The sequence below is a fragment of the Klebsiella michiganensis genome (assembly GCF_015139575.1).
GTDB lineage: Bacteria > Pseudomonadota > Gammaproteobacteria > Enterobacterales > Enterobacteriaceae > Klebsiella > Klebsiella michiganensis.
On sequence record NZ_AP022547.1, the window covers coordinates 1,964,533 to 1,982,463 of the forward strand.

Annotated in this window: 13 protein-coding genes; 2 read left to right on the forward strand and 11 right to left on the reverse strand. The window is 60.7% G+C overall.

Features of this window, described 5'->3' with window-relative positions; translation table 11 throughout:
- Positions 1 to 4 precede the first annotated feature (4 nt).
- The 9 genes from nifU to nifH form a co-directional block, all read right to left on the reverse strand.
- Entirely contained in the window at positions 5 to 829 is an 825-nt protein-coding gene (nifU, locus tag JLG71_RS09275; protein ID WP_014230029.1) for a Fe-S cluster assembly protein NifU, read from the reverse strand.
- 194 nt (positions 830 to 1,023) lie between these two features.
- Positions 1,024 to 1,494, reverse strand: coding sequence for a NifB/NifX family molybdenum-iron cluster-binding protein (locus JLG71_RS09280; protein ID WP_049104338.1), 471 nt, complete (start codon positions 1,492 to 1,494; stop codon positions 1,024 to 1,026).
- Complete coding sequence (nifN, locus tag JLG71_RS09285; protein WP_014838918.1) at positions 1,481 to 2,866, reverse strand: nitrogenase iron-molybdenum cofactor biosynthesis protein NifN; 1,386 nt, start codon at positions 2,864 to 2,866, stop codon at positions 1,481 to 1,483. The genes JLG71_RS09280 and nifN overlap by 14 nt, the downstream gene beginning before the upstream one ends.
- Positions 2,867 to 2,876: 10 nt before the next feature.
- Positions 2,877 to 4,250, reverse strand: coding sequence for a nitrogenase iron-molybdenum cofactor biosynthesis protein NifE (gene nifE / locus JLG71_RS09290; protein ID WP_025107729.1), 1,374 nt, complete (start codon positions 4,248 to 4,250; stop codon positions 2,877 to 2,879).
- Between the two features lie 602 nt (positions 4,251 to 4,852).
- Positions 4,853 to 5,515: a NifB/NifX family molybdenum-iron cluster-binding protein gene (locus JLG71_RS09295; RefSeq protein WP_025107728.1), complete on the reverse strand. Its 663-nt coding sequence runs from the start codon at positions 5,513 to 5,515 to the stop codon at positions 4,853 to 4,855.
- 10 nt (positions 5,516 to 5,525) lie between these two features.
- Entirely contained in the window at positions 5,526 to 5,744 is a 219-nt protein-coding gene (gene nifT, locus JLG71_RS09300) for a putative nitrogen fixation protein NifT (RefSeq protein WP_025107727.1), read from the reverse strand.
- A gap of 39 nt (positions 5,745 to 5,783) precedes the next feature.
- Positions 5,784 to 7,346, reverse strand: a complete 1,563-nt coding sequence (gene nifK, locus JLG71_RS09305; RefSeq protein ID WP_025107726.1) for a nitrogenase molybdenum-iron protein subunit beta — start codon at positions 7,344 to 7,346, stop codon at positions 5,784 to 5,786.
- Between the two features lie 55 nt (positions 7,347 to 7,401).
- Positions 7,402 to 8,850, reverse strand: coding sequence for a nitrogenase molybdenum-iron protein alpha chain (nifD, locus tag JLG71_RS09310; RefSeq protein ID WP_014230022.1), 1,449 nt, complete (start codon positions 8,848 to 8,850; stop codon positions 7,402 to 7,404).
- Between the two features lie 16 nt (positions 8,851 to 8,866).
- Complete coding sequence (nifH, locus tag JLG71_RS09315; RefSeq protein WP_004852391.1) at positions 8,867 to 9,748, reverse strand: nitrogenase iron protein; 882 nt, start codon at positions 9,746 to 9,748, stop codon at positions 8,867 to 8,869.
- Positions 9,749 to 10,152: 404 nt separating this feature from the next.
- Here nifH and nifJ point away from each other — a divergent pair, with 404 nt between their 5' ends.
- Positions 10,153 to 13,668, forward strand: coding sequence for a pyruvate:ferredoxin (flavodoxin) oxidoreductase (gene nifJ, locus JLG71_RS09320; RefSeq protein WP_014838914.1), 3,516 nt, complete (start codon positions 10,153 to 10,155; stop codon positions 13,666 to 13,668).
- A gap of 18 nt (positions 13,669 to 13,686) precedes the next feature.
- On the opposite strand, the gene JLG71_RS09325 is transcribed toward nifJ, so the two are convergent.
- Positions 13,687 to 13,998 (reverse strand): ArsR/SmtB family transcription factor, encoded by a 312-nt coding sequence (locus JLG71_RS09325; RefSeq protein WP_014230020.1) that lies wholly within the window; start codon positions 13,996 to 13,998, stop codon positions 13,687 to 13,689.
- Positions 13,999 to 14,236: 238 nt separating this feature from the next.
- Here JLG71_RS09325 and fusA point away from each other — a divergent pair, with 238 nt between their 5' ends.
- Positions 14,237 to 16,339: an elongation factor G gene (gene fusA, locus JLG71_RS09330; protein ID WP_025107724.1), complete on the forward strand. Its 2,103-nt coding sequence runs from the start codon at positions 14,237 to 14,239 to the stop codon at positions 16,337 to 16,339.
- 105 nt (positions 16,340 to 16,444) lie between these two features.
- On the opposite strand, the gene sbcB is transcribed toward fusA, so the two are convergent.
- Positions 16,445 to 17,869, reverse strand: coding sequence for an exodeoxyribonuclease I (sbcB, locus tag JLG71_RS09335; RefSeq protein WP_134897723.1), 1,425 nt, complete (start codon positions 17,867 to 17,869; stop codon positions 16,445 to 16,447).
- Between the last annotated feature and the right edge of the window lie 62 nt (positions 17,870 to 17,931).

The window sequence follows — 17,931 nt, forward strand, 5'->3', positions numbered from 1 at the left end:
CGGCTCAGGCCGCCACCACTTCCATATAACAGCCGGTACGTTCCATCAGTTTTTGCTGCAGCCAGGCCAGGGTCATATCGGTCATCATGCAGCCGCTACAGCTGCCGGAGAGGCTGACGGTCACCTGGTGGTTGGCGACGCTGAGCAGCGACATATCGCCGCCGTCGGCCTGAATATGCGGGCGCAGTTCAGCGATGGTCTCGACGACGCTCTGCCAGTGCGGATCTTTGCCGCTGGCCGCGGCGGGCGGCGTCTGCGGCGGCTGCGCGAGGATCTCCGCCAGCGCCAGCTCGATTTTTTCGTGGCAGGCGGTGCAGCCGCCGCCCGCTTTGGTGTAGTTGATCACCTCTTCAAGGGTGGTCAGGCCGTTGTTCTGCACCGCGCGGCGAATGTGTCCTTCATCGACGCCGAAGCATTTGCAGATCAGCTTGCCCTCCTCATGCTCTTCCTCCAGGCTTTCGCCGCGAAAGTTGGCGATGGCCGCGCGCAGGGCCTCCTGGCCCATCACCGAGCAGTGCATTTTCTCCGGCGGTAGCCCGTCGAGATAATCGGCAATCTGCTGATTGGTTATCTGCCCGGCTTCGGCCAGGGTATGGCCGATAATCAGCTCCGTCAGCGCGGAGGAGGAGGCGATGGCGCTGCCGCAGCCGAAGGTCTGGAAGCCCGCTTCCTGGATAATTTCGCTTTGCGGGTCAACGCGCAGCATCAGGCGCAGCGCGTCGCCGCAGCTTAATGACCCCACATCGCCTACCGCGTTGGCGTTGTCCACCACGCGCGCGTTGCGGGGATTAAAAAAATGGTCTTTCACTTTCTCGGAGTAATTCCACATGCTGTCAGCTCCAGGGATGATGACGGAAAACGCCGGGGCGCGGTTCACCGCAGGAGTGCGGTGGCGTTAACGAACTAGCAAATGCGATACCAGAGAATAAAATGCAATATTTTCAATTTGTTATATTTTGCCCTGACAAGATGCGCCCGACAGTGTCGGGATGTTTTGTGGGCTTTGTCACACAAACGACACGGCTAGCGGCGCGGGTCCGGTTCCTCATGCCACTCCTGTTCCTGCAGCAGACGGGTAAAGCGCTCCGGGTCGCGCTGGCGCGCATTTTTGCGCTGCCCTTTGTCGTACCAGTAAAGCTGGATCTCCTGCAGTAAGCCGACGATGGTAGTGTCGGCGGGAACGCGTTCGGCGCGGACGCCGACCTGCAGCAGCTGACGAAAAACCGCGTCGCCAATCGCCACGCAGAACAGCGTGACGCAATCCTCAAGGGCGTGGACCCGCCTGGCGATCTTCTCCGTCTGGTGGCCGTTCTCAACGGAGAAATCAACCACCCGGATCAGGGTGACCCGATCCGCCTTGACGCCGTATACCACCAGCCGCGGCGTGGCGCCAAAATGCTGATCGACATGACGATAGTCGGAACTGGCGAAGGCGACCTTCATAGACCACTCATCGGAGTGGACCATATCAAACTGACGGTTAATCGGCGGCATAGGCGCCTCCTGTGGAGAGTGAAGATTCGGTGTTCTGGCGAAGCGGCGATCGGTAGCGGGCGAGGTGGTGATGGCGCTCGCGCATCAGGTTTGCCAGCTCGAACAGCGTATCGCGCATTCCGCTGTATCCCTGACGCACCCGGCGGAATTCACCGAGCTTGTCAAAGATCGGAAAACCCGCGCGCACCAGCGGCAGCGCAAACTGCTCCGCCAGGTCGCAGGCGTGGGAGTTGGCCACCAGCAGGTCGGCGGGTTGGGCGCACAGCAGCGTTTGCAGATCCTCCAGATCTCCCGGCACCACGCGTTCCACCGGCAGCTGGCGCAGGCTGGGATGGCCGGTAGGAGCCACCAGCGGGCCGGGCTGCATCCCCTGGCTGTTGGCGAAATCACACCACGCCGCCAGCAGATCGCCTTCCGCCGCTATCGCCATGCGCTGGCCCTGAAGCCACATATGACAGTCGATCATCGCATCCTGCAGCTGACCGCGCTGGCGCTCCAGCCACGGGGGAACGGCGCGTCCGGAAATTTTCGCCAGTTGATGAATAAAGGCGTCGCAGCGATCGAGGGTCATCAGGTGCGGCAGGGCGATAACCTCGCCCCGGCAGCGCGGGGCCAGCAGCGATGACGCGCGGTGGAGGGAGACGCCAATGGCGAAGCTGCACAGGCTTTGTCCCATCTGTTCTATCTGGCGCAGCGGCGTCCCGCCCTGGGTCAGCGGCGAGAAATCGCCTTGCGCCAGGTGCCCATCCATCGATTGTGCCAGGTCCGGCAGGATTATCGGCTGCAGACCAAAGGCTTCGACGCATCGGCGCAGCCACTCGATATCGCCCGGCGAGCAGAGGTGGCTGACCAGCAGGTTGACCCGGCGATTGCGCTGAGCCGGGCGCGGCGTCGGCGCAACCCACTGCTCAATGACGCTCTCGAGCACCGCGCTGAAGCCGTTTTCCATGGAACCATAAAAATCCGGCGTGTTAACGGTTAATATCGCCACGCCCTTGTGCCGGGGATACTCTTCGCGAAACTGGCGAACCACGCGGGAAATGTCGCTGCCCTGAGCCTCAGACAGCCCGGTACTGAGCAGCACGATAGCCTGCGGCGCGTTGCGCTGGCAGAGGGTATCCAGGGCGGTGAAAATATTGCCGTCCGCGCCCATAATCGTCGAGGTGGGGTCCATCGCCGTCGACTGCAGGGGAACCGGGTCGTGGAAGTGTTGAATAAAAAAGACTTTGGCGAAGGCGCTGCATCCCTGCGCGCCGTGGACCAGAGGAATACTGTGTTCGATCCCGAGGCTGGCGAGGATTGCGCCGAGCGGCTGGCCGGTCTTGATCGGGCTGACCGCCAGCGGTTTATCGGTGCGGAAAATGTCTGCCATGGTGAACTCCTTAGTGCCACGGGGCGCGGGCATGGGTTTGCGGCCAGATGGGACTGTCGATGGTCTGACACAGCTGGCGGGCGAGGGTGACGATCCCCTTGTAGCCGGCAAAGGCGTGTTCGCGCTCCTGATTGATATCGAGAAACGGCAGCCTGGCTTTATAGGCGGTGTACATATTGCGTCCGCCGGCAATCATCAGGTCGGCCTGATAGCGATAGACCACATCCAGCAGCGTGCGGGCGTTGCCTTCTTCCAGCATTACCGCCTCTTCACCCATCAGCTCGCGGATCCGCTGTTTATCCTCTTCGGTGGATTTACGCGTGCCGGTTGCCACCACGGTCATGCCCAAATCCTGAAGCGCCGAGACCACCGACCAGGATTTCACCCCGCCGGTATAGAGCAGCGCTTTGCGGCCGCGCAGCCGTTCGCGCCACGGTTGTAGCGCCAGTTCCGCCGCCTGTTCCTCCCGCGCAATCAGCGCTTCGGTGCGCTGGCTAAGGTCGTCATCGCCCAGCAGCGCCGCCAGCTGGCGCAGGGCGTCGGAGGTGGCGCGGATCCCGTAGAAGCTGCCTTCGAACCACGGCGTGCCGTAGCGCTGCTCCAGCGCTCTGGCGACGTTAATTAGCGCCCGCGAGCAGACCAGCATATTGGCCTGCGCCCGATGCATGGTCTGGATCTCGGCGAAACGGCCATCGCCGGAGAGGCTGCCGAGCACGCGGATCCCCAGCTCGTCGAGCAGCGGCTGAATATGCCAGAACTCGCCGGCAATATTGAATTCGCCAATCAGGCCAATATCGTGACGCTGCTCCGGGGCAAAGGGCGTGCTCTCCGGCCAGGGCGCGGGCTCGCGCTGACCGATGACCCGTTTCACCATGACCTCGCCGGCCAGCCGGTTACCGAGATTTTTACTGCCGTAAAAACCGGCGGCGTCAATGGCGATAACCGGTACGCCGGTGGCGGTCTGCGCGGCCTGGCATACCGCTTCCAGGTCATCGCCCTCCATGGCCGGTACGCAGGTGTTGTAGATAAAGACCGCCGCCGGGTGATAACGGGTGACGATATGGCGCACGGCGTGAAACAGGCGACGTTCGCCGCGGCCCATAATCACGTCCTGTTCGTTGAGATCGGTGGTGAACCCGAGCCGATTCAGGGTGGGGCCGGAGCTGGCGCTGCCGCGGTTATCCCAGGAGCTTCCGGCGCAGCCGATGGGGCCATGGACCAGATGCGCCACGTCGGCAATGGGCAGCAGGGTTATCTGCGCGCCGTCGAACGCGCAGCCGCCGGCGGTGGCGCCGGGTTTGGGCGCGCTGCAGCCGGATTTTTGTTTATGGTTGTGTTCACAGGCCGGTTCATCCAGCAGCGCCAGAATTTCATTTCCCTTCATAGTGACCTCGTTGACGGTGGGGGATGAGGGGGAAGATGCAATTCGCGCTCCATAAGCGGCGCCTTGATATTTAAAGAAAAAGGGTTGTTGGCTTTGCGACAAAGCCAACAATCGGACAAGGGATGGCGGGGCGTGTCTTGTTTTGGCGAATAATTGTTTTGGCGAATAATAAGATAAGTGGAATATTCCGTTCACGGCGATATCGCGCTGGCATGGCTATTTGTTGCTGGAAGGCTGGCAGCGAGGGGGTTAGGCGCATCAAGAAAATTGGCGAGAACGCAGGCGCGCATCCAGGACTGGCCACCAGGACGGTGGCCAGAGGGCGGTCGAGACAGGGAGGTCGAGTCCGCCCGTTCCGCCAGATGAAGCCGGAGTGGAGCGTACCGCGCAGCGGCAATTTTCAGCGCGATGCCGGGGGTCATGGGGGGCGGGCGAAACGCCCCCCATGCCGTTCACCCGCAGCGGTCGTCATCAAGAAGCCCGGAACAACCGTGAACGGAATATTCCCCTGAACGGAATAATGCCTGACCCTCACGCGGGAAGAGCGTCCATGCGCGAAAAAAAGCCCGCGGGGTCAGCGGGCAACAAGCACAAAACAGGCATTAAAAAACGCGTTCTTCCAGAGGGTTATCCCGGTTAAGCCGCTTCGCCAGCCACGGCGGCAAACGGCCGGCCAGCAGCGTATTGATCGCCTCGCACTGCGCCTGAATCGTCGTCCCGGGCTGCGCTTTCATCGGGTGGATCCGGTGGCGGATCAGCCGGGCGGCGGCGGGCCCGCCGATCTCCTGACAAAACAGCAGCTGGCAGTCTTCAATCAGCCGGGCGCGCACTTCGCTGGCTTCCTGCTGGGTGGGCGCGGAGGGGTAGCGGCGCAGATCGTGCAGCCAGCCGCCTTGCTCATCGAACGCGTAGATAAAAAACAGCCGCCCCTGACCGAAATGGCCGTTAATCATCAGGCCATCCTGGGAGCAAAACGCCGCCAGCAGCTGCGGCGTTCGCTGGGCAGGGTGAACGATGCGTAAATGGGCGGGCAGCGCGCCCTGCAGGCTCGCCATCACCCGCGACCAGCGAGCGGGGGACATCACCGCCGTCGCGGAGGGAAAGCTGGCGGCCAGCTGCGGCTGGGTCAGGGTCGCCAGCCGCGCCGGGGTCAGCGTCTCGCCGCACTCCTGCGCCAGCCAGTCGACAATTTGCGCCGGCTGCAGGTCCGGCAGGGACTGAAACAGCGCCAGCATGCGCCAGAAAAGGGTATCGTTGTCGGACATCTCCAGCTCCTTATATCAACGCGCCGCGCGTCGCGCGCAGGCTTATCGGAAAGGTGGGGCGCCCCGGCTGCGGATTGACGTAGTAGCGGCGTCCCCCTTCCAGCGAAATCGCGCCGCCCCAGCGTTCAGCGTCGTTATGCTCAATCTGGAGCACTCGCGCCTCCAGATCCTGTTTCGCGATATAGGCGTACAGGTCCGCGCCGCGCTCACGGAAAATCACGATGGGCATACTCCCTCCTGGCCCCGCATGACGCGGGGCGCCTGATGGTTAACGGACGAGATCGAAACTGTAATCGGTTTTGCCCAGCTGGCTGGTATCGCTATCCAGTTTCTCCAGCACGGCGTTTACCAGCGTCGTCACAATGTTCATCGCCCCTTCATAACCCCAGGTTGTCTGGCGGTGTAGATGGTGGCGGTCGAACAGCGGAAAGCCGAGGCGGATAAGCGGTACTTCAAAGGCTTTGCCCTTCGCCAGGGTGTCGCGCTGGATAAACTTGCCGTAGGAGTTGCCGATCATAAAGTCCGGCTGACGGGTGAACATCAGCGAACGGAAGTGCCACAAATCGCAGTTGATAAACACTTCGCTGTCGCGCCCGTACGGCGAGGCATCAAGCATTTTCTTCATCGCTTTTTGCCAGCGTTTGTTGGCGTTATGGCTCAGGATCACCGTCGGCTCGCAGCCCAGCTCCAGCAGGAAGCGGGTGAGGCCCATCACGAAGTCCGGGTCGCCGTACAGGCCAAATTTCTTGCCGTGCAGCCAGGTGTGGGAATCGAGCATCATGTCAACCAGCCGGCCGCGCTCAAGGGTGAGGGCGTCGGCGATCGGCTTGCCGCTAAGTTGGCTGACGGTCATCAGCAGTTCATCGGTAGCGGCCAGCCCCAGCGGAATCGCGACCTCGGTGGCGGGCTGGTTCCACATCTCCTGCACCACTTTTTTGCTCTTCAGCAGCTGCCACGGCTGCAGAAGCAGCGTATCGATGGCGTCAGGAGCCTCTTTCATCTCCTGCTGCGTGGTGCCGCCGGAATACATCCGATAATGGCCGTCGGCGGGCGTGTCGAGAACTTCTGACGGATCGGAGAGCAGGCTGCACGGCACCGCCATCTGTTCCATCATCCGCTTTAATACGCGGAAGTTGCCGAGATAGGTTTCAAAGCCGGTCACCAGATTGAGCTTCTGCAGTTTGCCCGGCTGCCCCTGGTAGTCCGCGGTGAAGGTTTTGGCGAAGCCTTCAAACATGTTGTCCCAGCCGGTGACGTGGCTGCCGATAAAGCTTGGCGTATGGGCATGGGGCACGGCGATGCTGCTATCGACGAAGCCATCTTTTTTGGCGTTGGCGATAAACGCCTGCAGGTCATCGCCGATGACTTCCGCCATGCAGGTGGTGGAAACCGCGATGATCTCCGGCTTGTACAGAGCGCTGGCGTTCTGCAGACCCAGATTCATGTTGTTGTTGCCGCCGAAGACCGCCGCGTCTTCGGTCATCGAGTCGGAGACGCAGGCGATCGGCTCTTTGAAATGGCGGTTAAAATAGGTGCGAAAGTAGGCCACGCACCCCTGGGAGCCGTGGACGTACGGCAGGGTATTGGCAAATCCCAGCGAGCAAAGCACCGCGCCAAGCGGCTGGCAGGCTTTCGCCGGGTCAACGGTCAGCGCCTCGCGCTGGAAATTCAGCGCTTCATACTCGGCGGTGGTGGTCCAGGCAAAGACCTCCTGCACGCGCTGGGCATCGTGCGCTTCCTCCAGCTGCCGCTTATTGCGGAACAGCTCCTGGTATTCATCCTGTTCGAATAGCGGATAGCAGCTATTAATTTTATCAATCGTTTGGCTCATGGTGTTCTCCTCCCGCGCCACAAATCGGTGAACAGACGGGACAGTGAGTGGGCAATCACGCAGACTTCAGCCACGGCGCGGTGAGTTCGTTCCACGCCGGGTTGTTCAGGGTCATATCCATATCGCGGGCGAAAATGGCGAAACCATCGTAGCCGTGGTACGGGCCGGAATAGTCCCACGAGTGCATCTGGCGGAACGGCACGCCCATTTTCTGGAAGATATATTTTTCCTTGATGCCGGAGCCGATAAGGTCGGGCTTCAGCGCCTTAACGAACGCTTCCAGCTCATAGCTGCTGGCGTCATCGAACAGCAGCGTGCCCTCTTTCAGATCCGGCAGGGTGCGGTCGTAGTCATCGTTATGGGCAAACTCGTACCCGGCGGCGATGATCTCCATGCCGAGATCCTCGTAGGCGCCGATAACGTGGCGTGGCCGCAGGCCGCCCATATAGAGCAGCACCTTACGCCCCTCCAGGCGCGGGCGATATTTGGCGATAATCGCCGCCATCTGCCCCTCATACCGGGCGATCACCGCTTCGGCGTTCGCGCGAATGGTATCGTCAAACTGGTCGGCGATTTTGCGCAGCGATTCGGCGATTTTGGTCGGCCCGAAGAAGTTGTACTCCATCCACGGAATCTGATGTTTCTCCTCCATATGGCGGGCGATATAGTTCATCGAACGGTAGCAGTGAACCAGGTTCAGCTTGACGAATGGGGTGTTCTCCATCTCCACCAGCGTGCCGTCGCCGGACCACTGCGCGACCACCCGTAGCCCCATCTCTTCAAGCAGGATGCGCGAGGCCCAGGCGTCGCCGCCGATGTTGTAGTCGCCGATGATCGCCACATCGTAAGGAGTGGTTTCAAACGGCTGTCCTTCGCGATTGTTGAGGATCCAGTCGCGCACCACGTCGTTGGCGATATGGTGCCCCAGCGACTGCGACACGCCGCGAAAGCCTTCGCAGCGTACCGGGATCACCGGTTTATCCAGCGCTTTGCTGCTGGCGTTGGCCACCGCGCTGATATCATCGCCGATCAGCCCCACCGGGCATTCCGACTGTATGGTGATCCCTTTGGTGAGCGGGAACAGCAGCTCCATCTCTTCAATCAGTTTGCTGAGCTTTTTATCGCCGCCGAAGACGATGTCGCGCTCCTGAAAATCAGAGGTGAAGTTCAGCGTGCCGAAGCTATCGACGCCGCTGACCCCGGTGTAGTAGTTGCGTCGTCCGGCGCGGGAATACTGGCCGCAGCCGACCGGCCCGTGCGAGATGTGGGCCATATCCTTGATTGGCCCGAATACCACCCCTTTCGAGCCGGCGTAGGCGCAGCCGCGCACGGTCATCACGCCGGGTTGTGATTTGCGGTTAGAGATAATGCACTTGCCGACGCTCTCCATTTGCGGATCGCTGACCATCATGTGCTTTCTGCGCTCTTTTCGCGCGGTTTCCGGGAACACCTCCAGGACTTCCTGGATCAGCGCCAGATTACGTTCGCCCGTTGCGTTGGTCATCATTATTGTCCTGTGCTCAGGCCGCGCTTTCTTCGGCGGCGGTTTTACCAATGATGCTGGTGTCTTCTTCTTCCATGATGCCGAACTCCATCAGCAGCGACTCCAGCTCATCCATGGTGCAGGGTGTCGGCACCACTTTCATGGTGTTGTTGACGATCTTCTGCGCCAGGGTGCGGTATTCGTTGGCCTGCTGGCAGGCGGGGTCGTACTCGATCACCGTCATTCGGCGGATCTCCGCGCGCTGCACGATATTGTCGCGGGGGACAAAGTGGATCATCTGGGTCCCGAGCTTTTCCGCCAGGGCCATGATCAGTTCGTCTTCACGGTCGGTCTGGCGTGAGTTACAGATCAGGCCGCCGAGGCGCACCTTGCCGGATTTAGCGTATTTAACGATCCCTTTGGAGATATTGTTGGCGGCGTACATCGCCATCATTTCGCCGGAGCAGACGATGTAGATCTCCTGGGCTTTGTTTTCGCGGATAGGCATGGCGAAGCCGCCGCAGACCACGTCGCCGAGCACGTCATAGAAGACAAAATCGAGATCGTCCTCGTAGGCGCCTTCTTCTTCAAGAAAGTTGATCGCCGTGATCACGCCGCGCCCCGCGCAGCCGACGCCTGGCTCCGGGCCGCCGGATTCCGCGCAGCGCACGTCGCCGTAGCCAATTTGCAGCACGTCTTCGAGCTCGAGATCCTCGACCGAGCCGACTTCCGCGGCCATCTCCATAATGGTGTTCTGTGCTTTAGCGTGCAGGATCAGGCGGGTGGAGTCCGCCTTCGGATCGCAGCCGACGATCATCACTTTCTTACCCATCTCCGCCAGCGCGGCGACGAGGTTCTGCGTAGTGGTGGATTTGCCGATACCGCCTTTACCGTAAATAGCGCATTGACGCATGGTCATGGTGACTTCTCCTGTGGTTGTGTGTTTGCCAGCAGAGAAGTGCAGGGAACATACCAGCCGTGCCTTTTTATTTATTTATATGATTTTTATGAATTTATTAATTCATTGCCGCGCAGGGCGTAAAACAAAACGGCACAATAAGGCGACCAAATGTGGGAAACAGAACAATTCCGTCTGCCGGGGCCATTGTGGCGGTTTGTCGCCTGTTCAACAGCTTGTCGCCCCCTGTGTCTTATTCCACGCAATCTCTTTGCGCGCTGCGCGACGACGCTCTTCATAACGCTTTGAATTCGCGCCAACTATTCTGTCATCCGCGAGCTGGCACAGGCTGTGCTTGAGGCAACAACTGGGTTTGCCGCTTATTTGAGGCGGCGAAGATGCCTCTCACCTTCGAGGATTGAACAATGTCCGGAAAAATGAAAACAATGGATGGCAACGCCGCGGCGGCCTGGATCTCTTATGCCTTTACCGAGGTCGCGGCGATTTACCCCATTACCCCCTCCACGCCGATGGCGGAAAACGTCGACGAGTGGGCGGCGCAGGGGAAAAAGAACCTCTTTGGCCAGCCGGTGCGCTTAATGGAGATGCAGTCGGAAGCCGGCGCGGCAGGCGCGGTACACGGCGCGCTGCAGGCCGGGGCGCTCACCACCACCTATACGGCCTCCCAGGGGCTGCTGCTGATGATCCCCAACATGTACAAAATCGCCGGTGAACTGCTGCCGGGCGTCTTTCACGTCAGCGCCCGGGCGCTGGCGACCAATTCGCTGAATATTTTTGGCGATCACCAGGACGTGATGGCGGTTCGCCAGACCGGCTGCGCGATGCTGGCGGAGAACAACGTGCAGCAGGTGATGGATTTGTCGGCGGTGGCGCATCTGGCGGCGATTAAGGGACGCATCCCGTTTGTTAACTTCTTCGATGGTTTCCGCACCTCGCACGAAATTCAAAAAATCGAGGTGCTGGAATATGACCAGCTGGCGACGCTGCTGGACCGGGCCGCGCTCGACAGCTTCCGCCGTAACGCGCTGCATCCGGATCATCCGGTCATCCGCGGAACGGCGCAAAACCCGGATATCTACTTCCAGGAAAGAGAGGCGGGTAACCGTTTTTATCAGGCGCTGCCCGATATTGTCGAAAGCTATATGGCGCAAATCAGCGCGCTCACCGGCCGGGAGTACCATCTGTTTAACTACACCGGCGCGGCGGATGCCGAACGGGTGATTATCGCCATGGGGTCGGTCTGCGACACCGTTCAGGAAGTGGTGGATACGCTGAACGCGGCGGGAGAGAAGGTCGGGCTGCTCAGCGTGCATCTGTTTCGCCCTTTTTCGCTGGCCCACTTTTTCGCTCAGTTGCCGAAAACCGTACAGCGCATTGCCGTCCTTGACCGCACCAAAGAGCCCGGCGCTCAGGCTGAACCGCTGTGCCTGGATGTGAAAAACGCCTTCTACCACCACGACGATGCGCCGCTGATTGTCGGCGGCCGCTACGCGCTTGGCGGTAAGGACGTTCTGCCCAACGATATCGCGGCGGTCTTTGACAACCTCAATAAACCGCTGCCGATGGACGGGTTTACCCTCGGGATTGTTGATGATGTCACCTTTACTTCTTTGCCCCCGCGCCAGCAGACGCTGGCGGTCTCGCATGATGGCATCACCGCCTGTAAATTTTGGGGCATGGGTTCGGACGGCACCGTCGGGGCCAATAAAAGCGCGATCAAAATCATCGGCGACAAAACGCCGCTCTACGCGCAGGCCTACTTTTCCTATGACTCGAAAAAATCCGGCGGCATTACCGTTTCGCATTTGCGCTTCGGCGACCGGCCGATCAATTCGCCCTACCTGATTCATCGGGCCGATTTTATCTCCTGTTCGCAGCAGTCCTACGTGGAGCGCTATGACCTGCTGGATGGGTTAAAGCCGGGCGGGACCTTTTTACTCAACTGCAGCTGGTCCGATGCGGAGCTGGAGCAGCATCTGCCGGTCGGCTTTAAACGCTATCTGGCGCGGGAAAATATCCATTTTTATACCCTGAACGCCGTGGATATCGCCCGCGAGCTCGGGCTGGGCGGGCGCTTTAATATGCTGATGCAGGCGGCATTCTTTAAGCTGGCGGCAATTATCGACCCGCAGACCGCGGCGGATTACCTCAAGCAGGCGGTTGAAAAAAGCTACGGCAGCAAAGGGGCGGCGGTGATCGAGATGAACCAGCGGGCGATCGAGCTGGGCATGGCTTCGCTGCATCAGGTGACCATTCCGGCGCACTGGGCGACGCTGGATGAGCCCGTGGCGCAGGCTTCAGCCATGATGCCGGATTTCATCCGCGATATTCTGCAGCCGATGAACCGCCAGTGCGGCGACCAGCTGCCGGTAAGCGCGTTTGTCGGCATGGAAGACGGCACCTTTCCCTCGGGCACCGCCGCCTGGGAGAAACGCGGGATCGCGCTGGAAGTGCCGGTCTGGCAGCCGGAGGGCTGCACGCAGTGTAACCAGTGCGCCTTTATCTGCCCCCACGCGGCGATCCGCCCGGCGCTGCTCAACGGCGAAGAGCAGGACGCCGCGCCGGCCGGGCTGTTGAGCAAACCCGCTCAGGGAGCGAAGGCGTACCACTACCATCTGGCTATTTCGCCGCTGGATTGCTCCGGCTGCGGCAACTGTGTGGATATCTGTCCTTCGCGCGGCAAGGCGTTAAAAATGCAGTCTCTTGATAGCCAGCGCCAGATGGCGCCGGTCTGGGACTATGCGCTGGCGCTGACGCCGAAGAGCAATCCGTTCCGGAAGACGACGGTCAAAGGCAGCCAGTTTGAAACCCCGCTGCTGGAGTTTTCCGGCGCCTGCGCGGGATGCGGCGAAACGCCTTATGCCCGCCTGATAACCCAGCTGTTTGGCGACCGGATGCTGATCGCTAACGCCACCGGCTGCTCTTCAATCTGGGGAGCCAGCGCGCCGTCGATTCCCTATACCACCAACCACCGCGGGCACGGCCCGGCATGGGCGAACTCGCTGTTTGAGGATAACGCGGAGTTTGGCCTCGGCATGATGCTCGGCGGCCAGGCGGTGCGTCAACAAATCGCCGATGATATGACCGCCGCGCTGGCGCTGCCGGTCAGCGACGAACTCCTCGACGCGATGCGCCAGTGGCTGGCGAAGCAGGATGAAGGCGAGGGTACCCGCGAGCGCGCGGACCGGCTCAGCGAACGGCTGGCGGCGGAAAAAGAGGGCGTGCCGCTGCTGGAGCAGCTATGGCAGAACCGCGACTATTTTGTGCGCCGGTCGCAGTGGATTTTCGGCGGCGACGGCTGGGCCTACGATATCGGCTTCGGCGGTCTCGATCACGTGCTGGCGAGCGGGGAAGACGTGAATATTCTGGTGTTTGATACCGAGGTTTACTCCAATACCGGCGGGCAGTCGTCTAAATCGACCCCGGTGGCGGCCATCGCGAAGTTTGCCGCGCAGGGCAAACGCACGCGGAAAAAAGATCTTGGCATGATGGCGATGAGCTACGGCAATGTGTACGTGGCCCAGGTCGCCATGGGCGCCGATAAAGATCAGACGCTGCGCGCGATCGCCGAGGCCGAAGCCTGGCCGGGACCGTCGCTGGTGATTGCCTACGCCGCCTGCATTAACCACGGGCTGAAAGCCGGTATGCGCTGCAGCCAGCGCGAGGCGAAACGGGCGGTTGAGGCGGGATACTGGCACCTGTGGCGCTATCATCCGCAGCGGGAAGCGGAAGGCAAGACGCCGTTTATGCTCGATTCCGAAGAGCCGGAGGAGAGTTTCCGCGACTTTTTGCTTGGCGAAGTGCGCTACGCCTCGCTGCACAAAACGACGCCGCATCTCGCGGATGCGCTTTTTAGCAGAACCGAGGAGGATGCGCGCGCCCGCTTTGCCCAGTATCGGCGGCTGGCCGGTGAGGAGTAGGGGCCGGCGCGCAGGCCTTTAGCTATCGTGCTGCATGACCTTAAGCAGCGTATCCAGCAGGCCGGGAAAGCGCGCGTCTAAATCTTCCCGGCGCAGCGAAATCAAATTCTCCCGCCCCTGAGGCCGCTGCCAGATCACACCGCTGTCGCGCAGGACGCGCCAGTGGTGGGTCATGGTCGACTTCGCCACATCTTCATGACGCAGGGCGTTACAGCTCTGCTCGCTGCCGTCGGCAAGGATACGGATAATCTCAAGCCGCAGCGGGTTGCCGAGAGCGAAAAGGACATTTTCGAGGCGAATTTGTTCACGTTCGGGGTGATTGGCGATCATAATATTCCTGTGTCGGCGGCGGCGCAGCTCCGTGAGCAGCAGCCCGTATCGGCGGCTGGCCGGTAATATACCGAAACTGCTTTTCTAAAGCCACGCGGGTCGTCGCAGCTTCACCAATAGTAACGATAGCAAAAATAGTTCGAATATACTCGTACAGTTGTACTATGATAGATGCCGTTATATGAACGGCGGCCAATTCCGGCCGCCTGTTAACAGTCACAATGACTAAGGACGCATCATGCCCCGACCCATCCCCCTCGAACGTTATCGCAACATCGGTATCTCCGCGCATATCGATGCCGGCAAAACCACCACCACCGAGCGCATCCTGTTTTATACCGGGATGAGCCACAAGCTGGGGGAAGTACACGATGGCGCGGCAACCACCGACTGGATGGCGCAGGAGCAGGAGCGCGGGATCACCATTACCTCCGCGGCGGTGAGCTGCTTTTGGCCCGGCATGGACCGCAGCTTCGAGCCGCACCGGATTAACATCATCGATACCCCCGGGCACGTGGATTTCACCATCGAAGTGGAACGCTCCATGCGCGTCCTGGACGGCGCGGTGATGGTTTACGACTCCGTCGGCGGCGTGCAGCCGCAGTCGGAAACCGTCTGGCGGCAGGCGAATAAATACCACGTTCCGCGGCTGGCCTTCGTCAACAAGATGGACCGCCCCGGCGCGGACTTTTTCCGCGTGGTGCAGATGATGATCGATCGCCTGAAGGCCAATCCGGTGCCGATTGCGATCCCGGTTGGCGCCGAAGAGCACTTCACCGGGGTGGTGGATCTCATCAAAATGCGCGCCATTTTGTGGGACGACGCCACCCAGGGGATGACCTTCAGCTATGCGCCGGTGCCTGACGACCTCGTAGAAACCGCCCGGCTGTGGCGGGAGAAAATGGTCTCGGCGGCGGCGGAAGCCAGCGACGAACTGATGGACAAATATCTCGAAACCGGTGAGCTGGACGAGGCGGAGATCGTCGCCGGTCTGCGCCAGCGCACGGTGAAGGGGGAAATCCAGGCGGTGCTGTGCGGCAGCGCGTTTAAAAACAAAGGCGTGCAGCGGATGCTCGATGCGGTGGTTGAGCTGATGCCGTCGCCGCTGGATATCCCGGCGATTCAGGGCGTGGATGAGAAAGGGCGGCCCGCTGAACGTCATCCGGGCGACGACGAGCCGTTCTCGGCGCTGGCCTTCAAGCTGATGACCGACCCCTACGTTGGACAGCTGACCTTTATCCGCGTCTATTCCGGGACGTTGAAAAAAGGCGATGCGGTGTGGAATCCGGTGAAAGGTAAGAAAGAGCGCATCGGACGCATCGTGCTGATGCAGGCCAACGATCGCCATGAGGTGGATGAACTGCACGCCGGGGACATTGCCGCCTGCGTCGGCCTGAAGGATGTCACCACCGGCGACACGCTGTGCGACCCGGATGCGGTGATTACCCTCGAACGGATGGAGTTTCCGGAGCCGGTGATTTCGCTGGCGATTGAACCGAAAACCAAAGCCGATCAGGAGAAAATGGGTATCGCCCTGCAGCGGCTGGCGGCGGAAGATCCGTCGTTTCGTCTGCATACTGACGAGGAGTCAGGCCAGACGATCGTTTCCGGGATGGGCGAACTGCATCTGGAGATTATCGTCGACCGCATGAAGCGTGAGTTTGGCGTCGAGGCGAATATCGGGCGTCCGCAGGTGACCTATCGCGAGACGATCCGCAAAACGGTCAAAGAGGTGGAAGGTAAATTTGTCCGCCAGTCCGGCGGTAAAGGGCAGTACGGTCACGTGGTGCTGACCCTTGAACCGCTGGAGCCGGGAAGCGGTTTTGTGTTTGAGGACGCGACCAAAGGCGGCGTGGTGCCGCGCGAGTACATCCCTTCAGTGGAAAAAGGGCTGCGCGAAGCGATGGGCACCGGCGTGCTGGCGGGCTATCCGGTGGTGGATATCAAGGCGACCCTGACGTTTGGTTCGTATCACGACGTCGACTCGTCGGAGATGGCTTTCCGGATGGCGGCGATATTTGGCTTCAAGGAAGGGGCGCGCAGGGCCGACCCGGTTATTCTTGAACCGGTGATGCACGTGGAAGTGGAGACCCCGGAAGAGTACGCCGGGAATATCATGGGCGATCTCTCTTCCCGTCGCGGAATGGTGCAGGGGATGGAGGAGCGGTTCGGCAGCCAGATTATCCGCGCCGACGTGCCGCTGGCCGAGATGTTTGGCTATTCCACCACGCTGCGTTCAATGTCCCAGGGCCGGGCGACCTACAGCATGGAGTTCCACCACTACGCGGAAGCCCCGCGCAACGTGGCTGAGGCGATTATCGCCAGCCGCGCCAAAGGCTAAGCAACGTTCCCGGGTGCGACGCGAGGCGTCTTACCCGGGCTACGAGTCCTGCCATCGTTTGTAGCCCGGGTAAGGCGTTAGCCGCAACCCGGGAATTTCTGCCAATCAAACAATATCCTGCGCGTACTGCCACAGCGCCTTCAGCTGCGCCAGCTTCTCTTTATCGTCCGCATACTGCTGGTACAGCATCTGCAGCTCATCGGCGTAGGCCTGCAAAAACTCCGGCGTAAAGACCTGGCGACGGTGCTCTAACCAGCGCTGCTGCTCGGCTTCATCCAGCGTGCCGGGATAGTTGCGTGCGCGATAGTTGAACAGCAGGCGCTCGATACGCTTATCGGCGAAGGTAATATCCAGCGCCGGCAGGTTGCGCGGCTCGGTTTCGAGCACGATTTTCATCGCCGCGCGGTCGGCATCGCTGAAAAAGCCGTTATACAGCTGCGTATCGACATTATCGGACGGCACAAACGGCTCCGCTTCGGCAAAAATCGCCACCGCTTTCTCGCGTACCTGCGGATTGGCCCGCAGCAGCTGGGCGTTCTCCAGACAGCGCTGGATATTGATGCCCAGCCGGTCGGCATCCTGCGGACGCAGGGTGTTTTGCTGCGCCAGCACAGGGCATTTATTCAGGTGGACCAGCTTAATCGGCACCGCGGGCAGGTCGCCCAGCTCGCTTTTCGGCGTATACAGCCGCTCGCGCAGGGCGTCGGCATCGAGCTCCAGCAGGGGGGCGATGTCTCCGGCCAGGTCGACCATAATCACCGCGTTACGGTTGTCCGGGTGCCACGCCAGCGGGGCGACCAGGCTGGTGTTGCCGCGCGCCGCGCCGAACATGCCGGAAACATGCACCAGCGGTTTGATTTGCGGCACGTCAATCAGCGTCGCCAGCTTACGCTTGTTGCGGTGGGCGTAAAGATAATCGAACAGGCGCGGCTGCTGGGTTTTCACCAGCTTCGCCATGGCGATGGTGGCGTAAACGTCGGCCATCGCGTCGTGGGCGTTGCTGTGTTCAATGCCGTTAGCGACGGTCAGATGCTCCAGCCGGAAGCTCGGTAAGCCCTCTTCATTTTCCGGCCAGTTGATCCCTTCGGGGCGCAGCGCATAGCATGCGCGCATCACGTCCAGCAGATCCCAGCGGGAGTTGTCGTGCTGCCAGCTCCAGGCGTAGGGATCGTAAAAATTACGATAGAGAATGTTGCGCGTTACTTCGTCATCGAAGCGCACGTTGTTATAGCCGACGATGCAGGTTTTCGGCACCGTGAACAGATCGTGAACGCGGCGGGCGAAAGCGGCTTCGTTGTCCCCCTTGGCGTTCGCCTCCTGCGGCGTTATCCCGGTGACCATGACCGCCTGCGGCTGCGGCAGATAGTCATCGGCGAGCCTGCAGTAGAAGACTTCGGGTTCGCCGACGATATTCAGGTCTTCATCGGTGCGAATGGCGGCAAACTGCGACGGTCGGTCGAGCGAGGGACTGGTGCCGAAGGTCTCGTAATCGTGAAATAAAAATCCGGGCTGGCTGGCGCTATCTTGCATAATCTGTTCATTATTCCTGGTGGCGAGCAGCCTTCATGGTAAACGATTTGCCGGGCCATCAG

Coding starts and splice junctions, on each gene's coding strand:
- nifU (WP_014230029.1), bottom strand. CDS start 829: ATGTGGAATTACTCCGAGAAAGTGAAAGACCATTTTTTTAATCCCCGC.
- JLG71_RS09280 (WP_049104338.1), bottom strand. CDS start 1,494: ATGCCGCCGATTAACCGTCAGTTTGATATGGTCCACTCCGATGAGTGG.
- nifN (WP_014838918.1), bottom strand. CDS start 2,866: ATGGCAGACATTTTCCGCACCGATAAACCGCTGGCGGTCAGCCCGATC.
- nifE (WP_025107729.1), bottom strand. CDS start 4,250: ATGAAGGGAAATGAAATTCTGGCGCTGCTGGATGAACCGGCCTGTGAA.
- JLG71_RS09295 (WP_025107728.1), bottom strand. CDS start 5,515: ATGTCCGACAACGATACCCTTTTCTGGCGCATGCTGGCGCTGTTTCAG.
- nifT (WP_025107727.1), bottom strand. CDS start 5,744: ATGCCCATCGTGATTTTCCGTGAGCGCGGCGCGGACCTGTACGCCTAT.
- nifK (WP_025107726.1), bottom strand. CDS start 7,346: ATGAGCCAAACGATTGATAAAATTAATAGCTGCTATCCGCTATTCGAA.
- nifD (WP_014230022.1), bottom strand. CDS start 8,850: ATGACCAACGCAACGGGCGAACGTAATCTGGCGCTGATCCAGGAAGTC.
- nifH (WP_004852391.1), bottom strand. CDS start 9,748: ATGACCATGCGTCAATGCGCTATTTACGGTAAAGGCGGTATCGGCAAA.
- nifJ (WP_014838914.1), top strand. CDS start 10,153: ATGTCCGGAAAAATGAAAACAATGGATGGCAACGCCGCGGCGGCCTGG.
- JLG71_RS09325 (WP_014230020.1), bottom strand. CDS start 13,998: ATGATCGCCAATCACCCCGAACGTGAACAAATTCGCCTCGAAAATGTC.
- fusA (WP_025107724.1), top strand. CDS start 14,237: ATGCCCCGACCCATCCCCCTCGAACGTTATCGCAACATCGGTATCTCC.
- sbcB (WP_134897723.1), bottom strand. CDS start 17,869: ATGCAAGATAGCGCCAGCCAGCCCGGATTTTTATTTCACGATTACGAG.